Consider the following 14,711-nt stretch of genomic DNA (forward strand, 5'->3'; position numbering starts at 1 on the left):
GTCTCGAGGACCGGCTCACGACGCGTGACGCCGCACCGCTGACCCGGCAGTGGCAGAGCGTCCGGAAGGCGACGCCCACCCGGCCGCATCCGCATCCGCCGGCCCGCCCGCCGGTACTGCGCACGGTGGGCAGGGCCGCGGCGGCAGTGGATCGGACACGAGACGCTTTCGCCCGGCGGTGATCACGCGGCGGCCCGTCCCTTCCGCCGGGACCGTGGTCAGCGTCTTCCGGAGCCGTCAGGCTGCCTTTGCATGGGCTCTGCCGAGTCCTTTGGGGCGGCGACGAACCCGTACCCGGCGGGTGCTCCCCCGAGAACGGCGTCGACAGTGTGGTCACGGGGGTTTCGAGCAGCCCGGAACGGAGTTCGCCTGACCTGTTTCCCAGGTCCCGAGTTCGTCTTGCCGATCGCAGGCACGGCAAGACAACCGTCACCCCGCCGGCCGAAGCGCCGGTGCAGACCGCGCGGTCGGTGGATGCGCGGGCCGGCCTGTGGGAACGGTGTGCGGGACGACCAGGACACCCCGCTGCGGTTACCTCACGCCCGGTGGCGGTTTCCAGGACGGTGTCGTCCGCGCCGCCGCTCTGCTCATCTGGATCGCGGGCAGCCACCGCGCCCACCGGGCGCTGACGCCCACCTCACTCGTCGACGCGGCGGAAGGCACCGGAGCCGCCGGGTGCATCGCTGTCGGGGTGGGGGCCATGGTGGCCGGGCAGCCGTTTCCCGCCGCTTTCCGTTGACCTCTCTCAGCTCCGTGCAGGGCGGCCAGCCGCCCATCGCCCAGTGCGCACGGCGGGGCAGGCCCATGGCCGACCCGGTCCTGCGGGCACTCACCCTCACCGACGTGGTGGTCAGCGTGGTGCCGCGACCCGTCTCGTACGTGTCCCCGCTGGGCGCTCGTCTGCCGGACACCGCTCACGGCAGTCCTGCCGGGGCACTGGGCCGTGCGAGTGACGCATGATTCCTGACGGACGCGATCGGTTATTCCTTGCATTCCGTTGCGCTGTGCGTTGTCCGAGGTGATCCATGCGTCTACTGCTCGTCCATCCCAGTGCCCTGATGTACTCGGAGATCTTCCTCCGTCTGGAACCGCTCGGCCTGGAGCGGGTCGCTGCCGCCGCGCGTGATGCCGGGCACCAGGTGCAGGTGGTGGACCTTCAGGTGCTCAGTCACGGGGACCTTCGGAAGGATCTCCGTTCGTTCAGCCCGGAGGCGGTCGGATTCTCCCTCAACTACCTGGCCAACATCCCGGAGGCCATCGACCTCGCGCGGGGCATCAAGAGGGCCCTGCCGAACTGCTTCGTCTTCTTCGGCGGGCACAGCGTGTCCTTTGTCGCCCGAGACGTCCTGGAGCAGGCGCAAGGCGCGGTCGACGCAGTGGTGCGCGGGGAAGGCGAACCGGCCATCACCCTCCTGCTGGACGCCGTACGCGACGGCGGCGTCGAGGACGTTCCCGGAATCGTGACCGCCCAGGGCCACGGACCTGCACCACGCATGCTCCACAGCATCGACGATCCCCGCCCCGCACGCGACCTCATGCGCCACCGACGCCGCTACTTCATCGGTGAACTCGACCCCTGCGCCTCGATCGAATTCACCCGCGGCTGCCCTTGGGACTGCAGCTTCTGCTCCGCCTGGACGTTCTACGGTCGCAGCTACCGCAAAGCATCTCCGCAAGCCGCTGCCGAGGAACTGTCCGGCATCCAGGAACCCAACGTCTTCATCGTCGACGACGTAGCCTTCATCCGACCCGAGCACGGCGACGCGATCGCCGCCGAACTGGAACGCCGCCGGGTGCGCAAGCAGTACTACCTGGAAACCCGCAGCGATGTCCTCCTGCGCAACACCGAGGTCTTCCAGCGCTGGACCCGCCTGGGACTGCGCTACATGTTCCTGGGCATGGAGGCCATCGACGCCGAAGGGCTCGACCTCTACCGCAAACGCGTCAGCCCGGACGACAACTTCAAGGCCCTCGAAACAGCCCGATCGCTCGGCATCAGCGTTGCCATCAACCTCATCGTCGACCCCGCCTGGGACATCGAGCGCTTCCGCGTCGTCCGTGAGTTCGCCCTCTCCGTCCCGGAGATCGTCCACCTCACGGTCATGACACCCTATCCCGGCACCGAGATCTGGCACACGGAATCCCGCCGCCTGACCACCCGGGACTACCGGCTCTTCGACATCCAGCATGCCGTTGTCCCGACCTCCCTGCCCCTGGAGGTCTTCTACCGCGAACTCGTCCGTACGCAGGCCGTCATCAACCGCAAACACCTGGGCCTGCGCACCGCCTTCGCGGCTGCCCGCACACTCAGCCGTAACCTCCTTCGCGGGCAGACCAACTTCGCCCGTATGCTCTGGAAGTTCAACCACGTCTACAACCCGCAGCGGCAACTCGCCGATCACAGCCGCCCCGTCCGCTACGAACTCCCTCTTCCCCCGCAAACCGAGATCGGCGACCGCCGTGAGCTCTACATCCACGCCGGCCCCTTCCGGCGTTCCGGGCGTTCGGTTCGCGGTTCGGCGAGCACGGCCGACCCGGCGCCCCGTGCTGATGACGCGTGACGAAGGAGCCCGGCAAGCAGGTGAGCACCAACCTGTCCGCCACCTGGTGGCGGACGACTGGGGCTGTACCAGCGGTGCGCCGCTTCGTGACGGACGACGGCATCCGGACGGAGCTCGCTGGTACAACGCCCGACCACGGCTGGTGGGCAGCGGGAGCAGCCCCAGCACCCCCGGCAGCGGAAAGGTGGGGTGATCGGGAAGTACGGCAGCTTCAGCATCCGGGCCGGCGTGGGTGATGTGCCGATCACCGGATAGATCTCCTCGGCTCCGACGATCGAGCACGGCACCATGGGCCGCCGCGACCGCAGTGCCACGGCGGCGAAGCCGCCCCGGCCGAAGCGCTGCAGCCGGCAGCGCTCCTCGAAGGGTTTGCCGAGACCCCGCGCCACCGTCGGCCCGCACTGCTCGATGCCCTCCACGTCGGCCTGGAAGTATTTCTCGCACAGCGGCCGGAGGAGGGGGAGCAGCCAGTCGTCGGTGAGTTCCGGATCGAACCCGAAAACGTCGACGGCGCCCTCGTCGGAGGTGAGCCGGGCGAACGGGTCGGCTCCGCCTGCGAGAATCTCACGCAGCACTTCGGTGGTCAGGGACGCCTCGCTCCCCCCGAACGGAATGTCTCCGCTCACGCATACCTCGTGTCGGGTCTGTGGGAACGGGCCCAGGCGGCGGTCCGGAGGGAGGGGCCGCCGCACCGGAGTGGGATCAGTACACGAAGGGCACGAACTTGGCCGTCTTCGACGCGTACTCCTGGAACGCTTCGCCGTAGTGCTCGGCGAGGTACTTGTCGAGCATGGGGATGTTCAGGAAGACGAACATGCACACCATGATCAGGGGGATGGCGAATGCCCAAGGTGTGCCGGTCACCAGCGCGAACCCGGAGAACAGCACGGCGTCACCGAAGTAGTTGATGTGCATCGAGTACTTGAACAGGCCCTCGGTGTAGAGCTTGCCCCTGTTCTCCGGGCGCTTCTTCCAGAGCTTGCGCTGGTACTCCGACCCGGTGTTGAGGTAGGAGCCGAGGACGTACAGTACGACGCCGAGCCAGGTGAACACGCTGACGTGGGCCGTGTTGGTGCCGCCGAAGTAGGCCATGGTGCCGTGGATCACCAGGACCCAGATCCCGACGGTGACCGACTCCGACAGCTCCATCTTGCGCTGCAGCATCACGAAGTTCGTGGCGATGAACCGCAGCAGGTACAGCACCGACAACGTCGCCAGCAGGACCCGGCGCAAGGTCGTGGCCTCGTCGAAATCCGTTCCGAACCAGTCCGCCACGGTGTTCATCCCGCCGAAGAGGAACCACACCGCGCCGGCCACGGCGATCGTATTGAAGGCGGTCACCAGGGGCTTGGGCCCGGTCGACGGGGCGTATCGGCCGTACATCTCTCACTCTCGCTCTCTGCGTCCATCAGCATGGGTCTTCAGGTACGGGCCGTGACCCGTGTCAGCGAGTCACGGCCCGCCGACTGCCGGGCCGTTCCGCCACATCCTCGCTGCCGGCCGGCCGCGACGCCTCCTCGGCCCCCGCGGTCCGCCGCCCGTTCGAGCCCGCCCAGCCAGGGGCGGTGGCGCGCCCCGACGACCCGCTCCGCGCCGCCTCGCCCTGCGCCGGTGCGGCGGTGGCCGTCCGCTGAGGGCCGCCCCCGTCGCCGTCGGCCGGTCCGGCGGACGCCTCCTGGACGAGCTTGGCGCGCATGGACGGGTACTTGGCGTTCATCTCGTCCACGGGGACGAACTTGTTGACGCCGCCCGCGCTCGAGGCCGCTGGCGTAGGCGTGCAGGAACGGCAGGTCAGCGGCCCGGACCCTGGTAATCCAGCCGGTCAGCGCCTCGGCGTTGGCCGGTGCCGGGGTGAGCAGAGCGGCGAAGTCGCCCGCCGCGTCTGCCAGGGCCGTCATCTCCGAGCAGGCTCAGGCGAACTGGTCACGCAGCACGTGCTGGTCCTTGCACAGGTGGGCGGGATCGGTCAGCAGGAGGAGGGCGGTCTTGCGCGGGGAGAGGCCGGCGCGGCCGGCCTCGACCCGACCCTGGTCGATGTACCGGACCAGGAGGTTCGCGCTGCCGGTGTAGCCCATTTCCTTGATATCGCAGCGTCGGCCAGGCCGTGCCACAGGTGCCGGCGGTCGCAAACTCGCACGATCGCGGGGTCGGCGTCCGTGACGGCCTGGGCGAAGGCCCCGGCCCCGTCCCGGCAGACGACCTCGATGCCCGGGTGGGCCTTCAGCCAGACGGTGACCGTCTCCATCTTCCGGTCCGGCAGCACCTCGATCCGCTCGCCGGTGGTGGCGTCGGTCAGGATCGTGGCGTAGCGGTGCCCCCTGCACAGGGCGAACTCGTCGATGCCCAGTACCGGCGGGACCGGCCGGGCAGGCAGCGTGATGCGCACAGGGCAGTTCAGCACACCCGCCCAGGTCAACACGTGGTGCAGTACGCCCAGCAGCCGGGCCCCGGCCGAGCCGGCCAGCGCGACGGCGACCGCGTCGACCACCGTCTGCAGGGCCGGAGTACGACGCTGATAGCGCCGCGTCAGGCCGGTGACCTGCTCGGCGAAGGTGACCTTCTCGCAGCCGGGGTTCTCGCAGTACAGGGGGCGCACTGATAAGTCGATCACGAACGCACGGCCGCACGAACGCACGGCCGCTCACCGCCTCGTCCGCGACATGCCGCACATACCGTGAACGCACCCAGTCTGACGCCTGCCCGCACCCCGGACACACTGCCGGAGCGTCATCCCTGGTCCGGGCCGTGATCCGCAGCAGATCCCCGCTGACCTTCACTCGCTCGACCTGCACCGCGGCCGGCTGTGGCAGCAGGCCCCCCCACCACGACAACACACACAACCAGCCTGCCACCGCCAGACGGCCGACAGTGCAGACGAGTTGAAGCGATCACCGATACGAAAATCTTGTAGGACCCGCTCGTTTGACAGACCCTTTCCCGGAGCATGCGCAGAGGGAGCCCGTGCCCCCCGACCGGCGCAGAATCTCCCCCCGGCACGGCGCGCCACACCGCCTTTCCGGGACCGCGGCCGGAATCCTTGAGAGGACGCCGGTCAACTCCTTGGGTTACGCGTGCTGCCCAGGGGGTACGCGGTCGGCTCCACGGTAGCCGGAGAGGAGCACGATGACCGCCAAGGCCGTCCTGGCCACCACAGCCGCCGCCCGGGAGGATGCGGTGCCCGCCGGTCGTCCGGCCGGGCGGGATCACGGGTTCCCGGCGGTCGCCTGCCAGGGCGGTAACGCGGGATGAGCGGTGTCACGGCGACGCTGTCGCTGCTGGGCGTCGCCGCGCTGGGCGTCGCCGGTGTCTACGGTGCGGCCTGGGCGGCGCGCTTGTCCTCCCGTCCGGTGGCCGCCGCGCCGTTCTGGTCGGGGCTGGAGCCGGCCGAGCACGCGGTCAGCCGGTTCCACGTGCGCTGGTACACCGTGACGATGCTGTTCCTGGCATTCGACATGGAGATGGTCTTCATGTACCCGTGGACGCGGGTGATCTCCGCCACGGGGCCCGGCGCAGTGATCGAGATGTTCGTCTTCCTGGCGGTCCTCCTCGCCGGGGTCGTCCACGCCTGGCGGGAGGGCGCACTGCGGTGGACGTGACCGGCCTTGCCCTGCGCGCTGTCGCTGCCCGGCCTCGCGTGCTGCTGGCCACCCTGCCGGGCGGAACAGCTGCCCGGCTGGAAGCCGAGGCCGTCGTGCGCCGGCGGGACTGGCCGCTGGCCGCCACTCCCGCCCAGGCCGATCTGCTCCTCCTCGCCGGACCGCACTGCCCTCGGCTGCACGCGGCGGTGGACCGGCTCTGGCAGGACCTGCCCGCGCCGCGCGCCCGCGTGCACGCGGGCGGCACCGATGATGTCGCGGCCGCGCTGGAGGCCGGGCGGGCGCAGCTCGGCTCGCGGTCCGGACAACAGGAGAAGGCTCGGGCGACCGCCGGGGCGGGCCGGAACGGCGATGACGACGGCCCGCACCACCGGGACTCCCCGGATGGCGCTCACGGTGAGGGCGAGCGCGGGGGGCGCGGCGATGCCGGCGGCCCGCGCGATGCGCACGACGACGAGGACAGCGGTTGTCACCACGGTGCGGACGCGCAGCACGGCGGCGGGGACACGGAGATGCCGGGCGGGCTGCCGATGGCCGAACGGGGTGAAGACCGTGACGGTTTGATGCTGGACCGGCTGCATGTGCCGCTGGGCCCGCTGCTCGTCGACTGGCCGGCCGGTCTGACCGTCAGACTGACCTTGCAGGGCGACGTCATCCAGCAGGCCGAGGTCGAGGATCCGGTCACACCGAGTGGCAGGTCGGCCGTGTCTTTCTGGGCGCAGCCGTGGCTGCGTGCGGCACGCGGCGAACCCGTGAGGGTGGGGGAAGCCGTCCGGTGCCGCGCGGCCGCGCATCTGGACAGTCTGGCCCGGCTGCTGTCGGTGGCCGGCTGGCCCGCCGAGGCGGTGGTGGCCCGGCGGCTGCGCGACGACTTGCTCAACGGTGCTTCCGGCGCGGCGGTGACGCCCCGGCTGGACCGCTTCGCCCGCCGGGTCGGCCGATCGCGGACGTTGGCCTGGCTGACCCGCGGCATCGGCGGGATCAGCGCCGAGAAGGCGCGGGAGGCCGGGGTGAGCGGGCCTGCGGCGAGGGCCGGTGGGGACGTGACCGACCGCTACCGGCAGTGGCTCGCCGACATCCGGTGTGATGTGGGGCGGCTGGAGGAGCCGTTGCCGCTGCAGCCGGCGGTGGACGAAAGTCCCCGCGGCCGCTGGCGGGACGAAAGGCCGCCGTCAGCAGCGCTGGTCGCGCTGCTGCCGGGACTGCTGACCGGCGCGGAGCTGGCCGCGGCCCGCCTCATCGTGGCCAGCCTCGACCCGGACCTGGACGAACTCGCCGTCACCCGTGGGGAGGTGGGGCTTCATGGGTGAGGCGGGCGCGTGGTGGACGCTGCTGGCGGCCCCCGCGGTGCTGCTCGCCCTGGCGGTGCTGGCGGTGGCCGGCGACGCGGTGCTCGATGCCCGGGACGCGGGCCGGCCCCTCACCCCTGCGGTCGCGGTGCGGCCGTTTCTCGGCGTGCCGCGGGCGCTGTCGGCGCAGCCGCGGCGGCTGCCCGCCCCGGATGTGCTGCTGTGGCGGGCCGGTGTGATCACCGTGCCGGTGGCCGCGGTGCTGTCCACGCTGGTGATTCCCTTCGGCAGCACGGTGGTGGCCGACCTGTCGGTCGGGGTGGTGTGGTTCAACGCCATGGAGGTCTTGACCTGGGCCGGGCTGTGGCTGGCCGGATGGGGCCCGGACGCGGCCTTCTCCCTGGTCGGCGGCTACCGGTTCCTGGCCCAGGGCCTGGCGTACGAGCTGCCGCTGATGTTCGCGCTGGTCTCCACGGCCACCGGGGCGCAGTCGTTGCGGGTGGGCGACATCGCCGCCGCCCAGCACGGCCTGTGGTACGCGGTGTGGATGCCGGTCGCCTTCGTCGTCTACCTGGCCGGGGTGCTCGCCTTCAGCTTTCTGGGCCCGTTCGCCTACCCGGTCGGCCGTGACCTCGCCGACGGGGTACTGGGTGAGGCATCGGGGGTGGACCGGCTGCTGCTGCAGGCCGGGCGGTGGCTGTGGCTGGCCTCCGGCGCCGCCATGGCCGTGCCGCTGTTCCTGGGTGGCGGCGCAGGCCCGGGACTGCCGGCCTGGGCGTGGTCGCTGGTCAAGACGCTGCTGGTGCTCGCCCTGCTGGTGTGGGTGCTGCGGCGGCTGCCGGTCGTCCGGGCCGACCGGTACGTGGAGTTCGCGTGGGTGGTGCTGATGCCGCTGACGATCGCACAGGTACTCGTCCCGGCCCTGGCCGGCCTCGACCGGTAGGACTCGACCGGTAGGAACGGAAGGAGACGTCTGGTGGGCACGACCGGCACTGTGCTCCTGGTGTTTCTGGGCGTGCTCGCCCTGGTCTTCGGCGTGTTGGTGTTCACGCTGAACTCGATGGCACGGATCACCTTCTCGCTGCTGGCGGCGCTGGTGTGCGTCGGCGGTGTGACGACCCTCCTCGGTCTGCCCTATCTGGGCGTGGTCATCGTGGTGATGATGGTGATGGAGATGGTCATCATGGCCGTGTTCATGATCGCCTACATGATGAACCCGGCCGGTCTGATGCCGATGTCGATGCTGCACAACAAGCGGGGCTCCCTGGTCATCAGCGCTGTGGCGTTCGCCGCCCTGACCGCCGGGATCTTCGCCGTGCCGTGGCCGAAGCCGGCAGGGGTACGGCCCGGGGACACGACCTTCCAGGTCGGCAGGTCGCTGATGGGCCCGCAGATGCTGACCATGGTGACGCTCGGGTTCGTGCTGCTGGCCACCATGGTCGGTGCCATCGTGCTGGCCACCCACCGGGGCCGCTACGACCGCTTCGGTGACGGCCTCGACCAGCGGACCGCGAAGGACCCGGCCGGGGGAGGGGTGGGCCGATGACGTTCGAGTTGGTGCTGGTGGTGGCCGCGGGTCTGTTCTGCATCGGTCTGTTCGGCGCGTTGTCCCAGCAGTCCATCGTCATGATCATGATGGGGATCGAGCTGATGATCGGTGGAGTCATCGCGGCCGGCGCCGACTTCTGGCACTTCCTGGCTCCGGCCGCGCCGAGCGGCCAGGTGGTGATCGTGGCGGCGGTGGTGGCGATGGCGGTGGACATGGCCATGGGCTTCGCCGTCACCACCGCCATCTACCGGGCCCGGCAGGTCGACACGACCGACATGGCCGGGGACCTGAAGGGGTGAGCGTGCTGCTCTGGCTGCTCATCGCCGTTCCCCTCGGAGGCGGGACCGCCCTCGGCCTGGCGGGCAGAAGCCTCAATCGACCGGCCCCGGTCCTTGGTGTGGCGGTGGCCCTGGCGGCCCTGGGCCTGGCCGTGACCACCGCGGTGACGCGGCCCGAGGCGAGTGCGCCGCTGTTCGCCGGAATGCGGGCCGGGCTGGCCGTGGACGGGCTGTCCGCGGTCATGGTCGTCACCGTCGCCGCGGTCACCCTGGCGGTACTGCTCTTCTCCGCCGGGGAGTTCGGGCCGGGCGAGAACCGGGGCCGGTTCTTCGGGCTGATGCTGATCTTCGCCGGGGCCATGCTGGTGACCGTCACGGCTACCACGCTGCCGCTGCTGCTGATGGCCTGGGAGGTCATGGGCGCCACCAGCTGGGCGCTGATCGGCTACTGGTGGCAGCAGCCGGAGCGGATCCGCGCGGCGGACATCGCCTTTCTCACCACGCGCACCGCCGACCTCGGCCTGTATCTCGCCGCCGGAGCCGCGCTCGCGGGCGGCATCGGCTCGCTGCGTCTGGATGCGCTGCCCCAGGCGAACTCCCCGTGGCTGCACACGGCCGCTGCGGGAGTCGTGGCCGCGGCCCTGGGCAAGTCCGCCCAACTGCCCTTCTCCTTCTGGCTGTCCAAGGCCATGCAGGGCCCCAGCCCGGTCTCGGCACTGCTGCATTCGGCGACCATGGTCGCCGCCGGCGCCTACCTTCTGCTGCGGCTGCACCCGCTGCTGGCCGCTACCGCCTGGGCGGGTCCACTGGTGGCCTGGACCGGCGCGCTCACCGCCCTGGCCCTGGGTGCCGTTGCCGTCGCCCAGCCCGATGTGAAGCAACTGCTCGCGGCTTCCACTTCCGCGCACACCGGCTACATGGTCCTGGCCGCCGGAAGCGGCGGCGTGGCAGGAGGCGTCACCCAGCTGGTCGCGCACGCTGCCGTCAAGTCGGGGCTTTTCCTGTCCGCAGGAGCGTGGCTGACCGCGCTCGGCACCAAGCAACTGCCCGCCCTGCGCGGCGCTGCCCGACGCTACCGGCTGGTCGGCGCCGCCTTCGTCGTCGGTGCCCTGACGCTGGCAGGGCTGCCGCCGCTGTCGCTGTGGGCGGCCAAGGACGAGGTCCTGGCTGCCGCCCGGGCCGAGAACACCGGCCTGTACGCCGTCGGACTGGCCGCCTCGGCCGTGGCGGCCGTCTACAGCATCAAGGCTCTCTGGTACGTCACCCGTCCCCTGCCCGACGACGCGGAGGCCGGTTACGACACCGAGCGGCACGGCACCCGCCGGGTCTCACCGGCGGCTGCGCTGCCCTTGTGGACGCTCACGGGAGCCGGGGCGGTGCTGGGCGTCCTCGCCCTGCCCGGCCCGGCGTCCTGGCTGAAACACCTGGTCGGCGTCCCCGACGAGCCGACGCCTGAAGCATGGGAACTGGCGCTGTCCGCCGGTGTGGCGCTTGCCGCCGCAGGCGGGGCCTGGCGGTGGTCCGCCCGCCGCGTGCCGGCGACCCGTGCCACCACTGTGCGCTGGGCGCAGCAGTGGCTCTTCCTGGAACGGGCCGCTGATGCGCTGGTAGTACGGCCCGTGCTCGGGCTGGCGCGGGCGCTGGCAGTCTTCGACGACCGGGTCGTCGACGGCGTGGTGCGGCACGCGGCCCGTGGCGGTCTGGCCGCGGCCCGGCTCGCCGGCCGTGTGGACGACGGCGGCATCGACGCCGCCGTCCGCGCCGTCGCGGCCGGGGCCCGGAGGCTGGGCCGGTGGGCGCGCAGCCCGCAGACGGGGCTCTTGCACCAGTACTACGCCCAGGCCGCCGCCGGTTTCGCCATGCTGATCCTGATCATCCTGCTGGTGAGGTAATGCCCGTGCTGAGCGTCGTCACCTTCCTGCCGCTGCTGGTCTGTGCGGTGCTGCTGCTGATGCCGCGCACGCTGCCCGGCCGGACGTATGTGTGGGGATGGATCGTTGCCGCTGCCGCCGACCTGGCCCTGGTCCTCGTCCTGTGGGCCGGTTTCGATGCCGGTGGCGGCATGCAGTACGAGCAGCGGTTGCGCTGGATCCCCAGCGCGGGGGTCGGCTACCACGTGGGCGTCGACGGGCTCTCGCTGCCTCTGGTGGCCCTGGTCTGCCTGCTGTTCCTGGCCGTCGCGGTGTATTCGCTGCGCGAGACCCGGCAAGTGCGCCCGTACACCTGCCTGTTCCTCTTCCTGCAGACCGTGAGCCTGGGGCTGTTCGTCGCCCTGGACCTGATCCTGTTCTTCGTCTTCTTCGACCTTTCCATCGTCGGCATGTTCTTCGTCATCGCCGGCTGGGGCCACGGTGAACGCGCCCGGGCCGCGGCGCTGAAGTTCTTCCTCTACACCTTCACCGGCTCCCTCGCCCTGCTGCTCGGCTTCATCGGCCTGTATCTGGCAGCCGACCCCCACACCTTCGACATCACCGACCTGACCCGCACCGACCCGCTGGCCGGTCGCGGGCTGTACGCGGGCCTGGTGCTGCTGGCGATCGGCGTCGGACTGGCGGTCAAGACGCCGACGGTGCCGTTCCACACCTGGCTGCCGCCCGCCCACACCGACGCCCCCGCCGCCGGTTCGGCGATCCTCGCCGGAGTCCTGCTGAAGATGGGTGCCTACGGGTTCGTCCGCATCGCCATGCCCCTGCTGCCCGGCAGCTGGCGCCACTACGCCCTGGTCATCGTGGTCGTCGGCGCCGTCTCCGTCGTCTACGGGGCGTTGGTGGCACTGGCGCAGACCGACTTCAAACGCATGATCGCCTACACGTCGGTCAACCACATGGGCTACATCGTCCTCGCCGTCGGCGCCGCCGGAACCCTCGCGGGCAGCGACGTCCAGGCCCGCTCGCTGGCGGTGACCGGCGCGGTCACCCAGATGGTCAGCCACGGCCTGATCACCGGGGCGCTGTTCCTGCTCACCGGGATTCTCTACGACCGTGGCCACACCTACGCCATCGACGCCTACTCGGGACTGGCCGCACACACCCCGCGCTTCGCCGCCGTCACCGTCGTCGCCGCGTTCGCGGGCCTCGGCATCCCCGGCTTCTCCGGCTTCATCGCCGAGTTCCAGATCTTCACCGGCTCCCTCGCCACCCAGACCCTCGCCACCGCCATCGCGCTGACCGGCATCCTCATCACCGCCGCCCTGTTCCTGCGCGCCCTGCGGGCCATGTTCCTCGGCACTCCCCGTCTGCCGCAGACCATTCCCACCAGCGGAGTCACCGATCTGCGCCGCAGCGAGGCCGTCCCCACCGTGATACTGCTGGGCATGGCCCTGGTCATCGGCGTCGCCCCCCGCTGGCTGCTGGACGTCATCGAACCCGCCGGCCGCACCGTGATTCGTCTGGTGGCGCGGTGAACGAGAATCTGCCCGCGCTGCTGCCGGAGCTCACGCTGGTCGGCGCGGCCGTGATCGGCCTGCTCGCCGGTTCATGGCTACCGCGCCACCGTCAGTGGGCCGTCGCCGTCCTGGCGGGCACGGCCTGCGTCATCGGACTGGTCGCGACGGCTTACACCATGGCCACCGGCCGTGAACAGACCGTCTTCTCACACGTGTTCGCGATCGACGCCGCGACCGGCGCCGGCCGGCTGACCGTCCTGGGCGCGCTGCTGCTGATCATCGCCATGTCGGTGGAAACCGTCCGCGGTGACAAACGGGAGACCGAGTACTGGGTGCTGCTGCTGATGACCGCCGCAGGCACCCTGGCCCTGATCGGCGCGAACGATCTGCTGATGCTGTTCGCCGCCTACCTGCTCTCCGGCATCCCCGCCTATGCGCTCGCGGCCTTCGCCAAGGACGCCCCCGGCACCGAAGCCGCCCTGAAGTACTACCTGATGGGCGCCCTGCTCGGGGTCGCCATGCTCGCCGGCACCGCCCTCCTCTACGGTGCCGGCCACGCCACCCTCTACCGGGAACTGCACGCCTCCCTTGCGGTCGCGCCGTACGGGCTCGTGGCCGTCGGACTGGTGGCCGTCCTGACCGGGCTGCTGTTCAAATCCGGTGCCGTACCCGCCCACTTCTGGGTCCCCGACGTCACCCAGGGCGCGCCCACCCCGGTCGCCGCCTACGTCACCACCCTGCCCAAGATCGGCGGGCTGGTCGCCGGCTACCGGCTGCTCCATCAAGCCCTGGCCGACAGCAGTGTCAACTGGCCACTGTTGCTGGCGGTCGCCGCCGCCGTGACCATGACGCTGGGCAACCTGGCCGCGTTCTTCCAGACCGATGTCAAACGTCTGCTGGCCTACTCCACCATCAGCCAGGTCGGTTATCTCCTCATGGCCCTCGCCGTGGCGACCCGAACCGACCTCGCGCAAAAAGGCCTGCTCTTCTACCTGGCCGCCTACACGGCCACCAACCTCGGCGCCTTCGCCGTCGTCGCCGAACTGCCCCGGGCGCGCACCCTGCACGACTACCGCGGCCTGGCCCGCCGCCACCCCGGCCTTGCCGCCGTCCTGGTGGTGTGCCTGCTCGGCCTGGTCGGCACCCCGCCCACCGGTGTCTTCCTCGGCAAACTCGGGCTCTTCAGCGCTGCCGTCGACGGCGGCTACGCCTGGCTCGCCGCCCTGGCCGTCGTCAACACCGTCGCTTCCCTCTTCTACTACCTGCGCTGGCTGGCGCCCCTCTTCACCACCATCGCCCCTGCGTCCGCCGAAGCCCAAGCCGTCCGAGGCCGCTGGGCAGCCGCCACCGCCTACACCGCCGGAACCCTGTCCCTCGCCCTCGGCCTCGCCGGCGGAATGGTTCTCCCCTTCGGAACGGGAAGCCTGCTGCCGTGACGGACCACGAGTCGTTCAACGGCTCTCGGGTCTTCTTACGAGACTGTGACCCGGCGGACGGATCCTGTCGCCGCTGCCGCCCGACGCGCGAGGATGGTTCTGTTCGACGCCCGGTACGGAGGGCGTCACGGCGGTACGGGAAGCGGCTGCCGCGTACCAGCGCCCCGGGCCGATCCCGGGGCGCTCCGCTGCGTCCGGTGGGGCACCGCTGCCGATCACGCGGAGCGGGAGAGCCGTTCGCGTACCCACCCAGGATCGGGGTTGGTGTGCGGCCGGCCCGCCACGACGACAGCCGGCACCGTCTCGCTGCCGTTGCCGGCCGCCCTCACCGAGCGCTCCTCGTGGTCGTCGGCTCCTGGCCGGGGCCGGAGCGTTCGGGGCGGGGGGACGGCTTGAAGGCCGGGCACCTCCCGGCGGGACGCCATCGATGGACGTCCCAGCCGATGCGCAGCGCCCGTCGGTCGGCTGCCCGGCAGGACCGGGGCGATTGCATGGCCCTCGCCTGCTTGTCGGGAGCCGGCCACCGATAGGAGATCACCTCACGCGTTGGACGTCAGTCAGTGCCGGAGCCATCACCACCGCAACCCGCGTACCGCTATCGATGTCAGTGCCGCTCC

The 14,711-nt window shown here is 71.0% G+C and carries 14 protein-coding genes and 1 pseudogene; 11 read left to right on the forward strand and 4 right to left on the reverse strand.

Features of this window, described 5'->3' with window-relative positions; translation table 11 throughout:
* Positions 1–499: 499 nt before the first annotated feature.
* The 3 genes from ACFSL4_RS04385 (at position 500) to hpnR (ending at position 2,561) form a co-directional block, all read left to right on the forward strand.
* On the forward strand, positions 500–739 hold the full coding sequence (locus tag ACFSL4_RS04385) for an MnhB domain-containing protein (protein WP_381078698.1): 240 nt from the start codon (positions 500–502) through the stop codon (positions 737–739).
* Positions 740–804: 65 nt separating this feature from the next.
* Positions 805–960, forward strand: a complete 156-nt coding sequence (locus ACFSL4_RS04390; protein ID WP_381078700.1) for a hypothetical protein — start codon at positions 805–807, stop codon at positions 958–960.
* Between the two features lie 65 nt (positions 961–1,025).
* Entirely contained in the window at positions 1,026–2,561 is a 1,536-nt protein-coding gene (gene hpnR, locus ACFSL4_RS04395; protein WP_381078702.1) for a hopanoid C-3 methylase HpnR, read from the forward strand.
* 141 nt (positions 2,562–2,702) lie between these two features.
* Here hpnR and ACFSL4_RS04400 read toward each other — a convergent pair.
* The 4 genes and pseudogenes from ACFSL4_RS04400 to ACFSL4_RS04415 form a co-directional block, all read right to left on the reverse strand.
* Positions 2,703–3,187: pseudogene (locus tag ACFSL4_RS04400) on the reverse strand (lysophospholipid acyltransferase family protein); the annotation flags it as partial.
* A 76-nt stretch (positions 3,188–3,263) separates the two neighbouring features.
* Positions 3,264–3,944, reverse strand: a complete 681-nt coding sequence (locus ACFSL4_RS04405; RefSeq protein WP_381078706.1) for a DUF1295 domain-containing protein — start codon at positions 3,942–3,944, stop codon at positions 3,264–3,266.
* Positions 3,945–4,005: 61 nt separating this feature from the next.
* Positions 4,006–4,287 carry a hypothetical protein gene (locus ACFSL4_RS04410; RefSeq protein WP_381078708.1) on the reverse strand — a complete coding sequence of 94 codons (282 nt, stop codon included), beginning with the start codon at positions 4,285–4,287 and terminating at the stop codon, positions 4,006–4,008.
* A 240-nt stretch (positions 4,288–4,527) separates the two neighbouring features.
* The gene (locus tag ACFSL4_RS04415) at positions 4,528–5,172 is read right to left on the reverse strand and encodes a transposase (protein WP_381078710.1); all 645 of its coding nucleotides are present in this window, start codon (positions 5,170–5,172) and stop codon (positions 4,528–4,530) included.
* A 634-nt stretch (positions 5,173–5,806) separates the two neighbouring features.
* Here ACFSL4_RS04415 and ACFSL4_RS04420 point away from each other — a divergent pair.
* Genes ACFSL4_RS04420 through ACFSL4_RS04455 form a run of 8 tightly spaced genes read left to right on the forward strand, consistent with a single transcriptional unit; the run spans position 5,807 to position 14,094 of the window.
* Positions 5,807–6,157: an NADH-quinone oxidoreductase subunit A gene (locus tag ACFSL4_RS04420; protein ID WP_381078712.1), complete on the forward strand. Its 351-nt coding sequence runs from the start codon at positions 5,807–5,809 to the stop codon at positions 6,155–6,157.
* Positions 6,154–7,467 carry a hypothetical protein gene (locus ACFSL4_RS04425; RefSeq protein WP_381078714.1) on the forward strand — a complete coding sequence of 438 codons (1,314 nt, stop codon included), beginning with the start codon at positions 6,154–6,156 and terminating at the stop codon, positions 7,465–7,467. The genes ACFSL4_RS04420 and ACFSL4_RS04425 overlap by 4 nt, the downstream gene beginning before the upstream one ends.
* A complete protein-coding gene (locus ACFSL4_RS04430; RefSeq protein ID WP_381078716.1) occupies positions 7,460–8,389 on the forward strand; it encodes an NADH-quinone oxidoreductase subunit H in 930 nt (309 codons plus the stop codon). The genes ACFSL4_RS04425 and ACFSL4_RS04430 overlap by 8 nt, the downstream gene beginning before the upstream one ends.
* 33 nt (positions 8,390–8,422) lie before the next feature.
* Positions 8,423–8,992, forward strand: coding sequence for an NADH-quinone oxidoreductase subunit J (locus ACFSL4_RS04435; protein ID WP_381078718.1), 570 nt, complete (start codon positions 8,423–8,425; stop codon positions 8,990–8,992).
* Positions 8,989–9,294 (forward strand): NADH-quinone oxidoreductase subunit NuoK, encoded by a 306-nt coding sequence (locus ACFSL4_RS04440; RefSeq protein ID WP_381078720.1) that lies wholly within the window; start codon positions 8,989–8,991, stop codon positions 9,292–9,294. The genes ACFSL4_RS04435 and ACFSL4_RS04440 overlap by 4 nt, the downstream gene beginning before the upstream one ends.
* Positions 9,291–11,165, forward strand: coding sequence for a proton-conducting transporter transmembrane domain-containing protein (locus ACFSL4_RS04445; RefSeq protein WP_381078722.1), 1,875 nt, complete (start codon positions 9,291–9,293; stop codon positions 11,163–11,165). Before ACFSL4_RS04440 ends, ACFSL4_RS04445 begins: the two co-directional genes overlap by 4 nt.
* Positions 11,166–11,170: 5 nt before the next feature.
* Entirely contained in the window at positions 11,171–12,676 is a 1,506-nt protein-coding gene (locus ACFSL4_RS04450) for a complex I subunit 4 family protein (RefSeq protein ID WP_381078724.1), read from the forward strand.
* Positions 12,673–14,094, forward strand: coding sequence for an NADH-quinone oxidoreductase subunit N (locus tag ACFSL4_RS04455; RefSeq protein ID WP_381078726.1), 1,422 nt, complete (start codon positions 12,673–12,675; stop codon positions 14,092–14,094). The genes ACFSL4_RS04450 and ACFSL4_RS04455 overlap by 4 nt, the downstream gene beginning before the upstream one ends.
* The last annotated feature ends 617 nt before the right edge of the window (positions 14,095–14,711 follow it).

The sequence above is a fragment of the Streptomyces caeni genome, assembly GCF_042678285.1.
Taxonomy (GTDB): Bacteria; Actinomycetota; Actinomycetes; order Streptomycetales; family Streptomycetaceae; genus Streptomyces; species Streptomyces caeni.

Coding starts and splice junctions, on each gene's coding strand:
- ACFSL4_RS04420 (WP_381078712.1), top strand. CDS start 5,807: ATGAGCGGTGTCACGGCGACGCTGTCGCTGCTGGGCGTCGCCGCGCTG.
- ACFSL4_RS04405 (WP_381078706.1), bottom strand. CDS start 3,944: ATGTACGGCCGATACGCCCCGTCGACCGGGCCCAAGCCCCTGGTGACC.
- hpnR (WP_381078702.1), top strand. CDS start 1,026: ATGCGTCTACTGCTCGTCCATCCCAGTGCCCTGATGTACTCGGAGATC.
- ACFSL4_RS04440 (WP_381078720.1), top strand. CDS start 8,989: ATGACGTTCGAGTTGGTGCTGGTGGTGGCCGCGGGTCTGTTCTGCATC.
- ACFSL4_RS04430 (WP_381078716.1), top strand. CDS start 7,460: ATGGGTGAGGCGGGCGCGTGGTGGACGCTGCTGGCGGCCCCCGCGGTG.
- ACFSL4_RS04390 (WP_381078700.1), top strand. CDS start 805: ATGGCCGACCCGGTCCTGCGGGCACTCACCCTCACCGACGTGGTGGTC.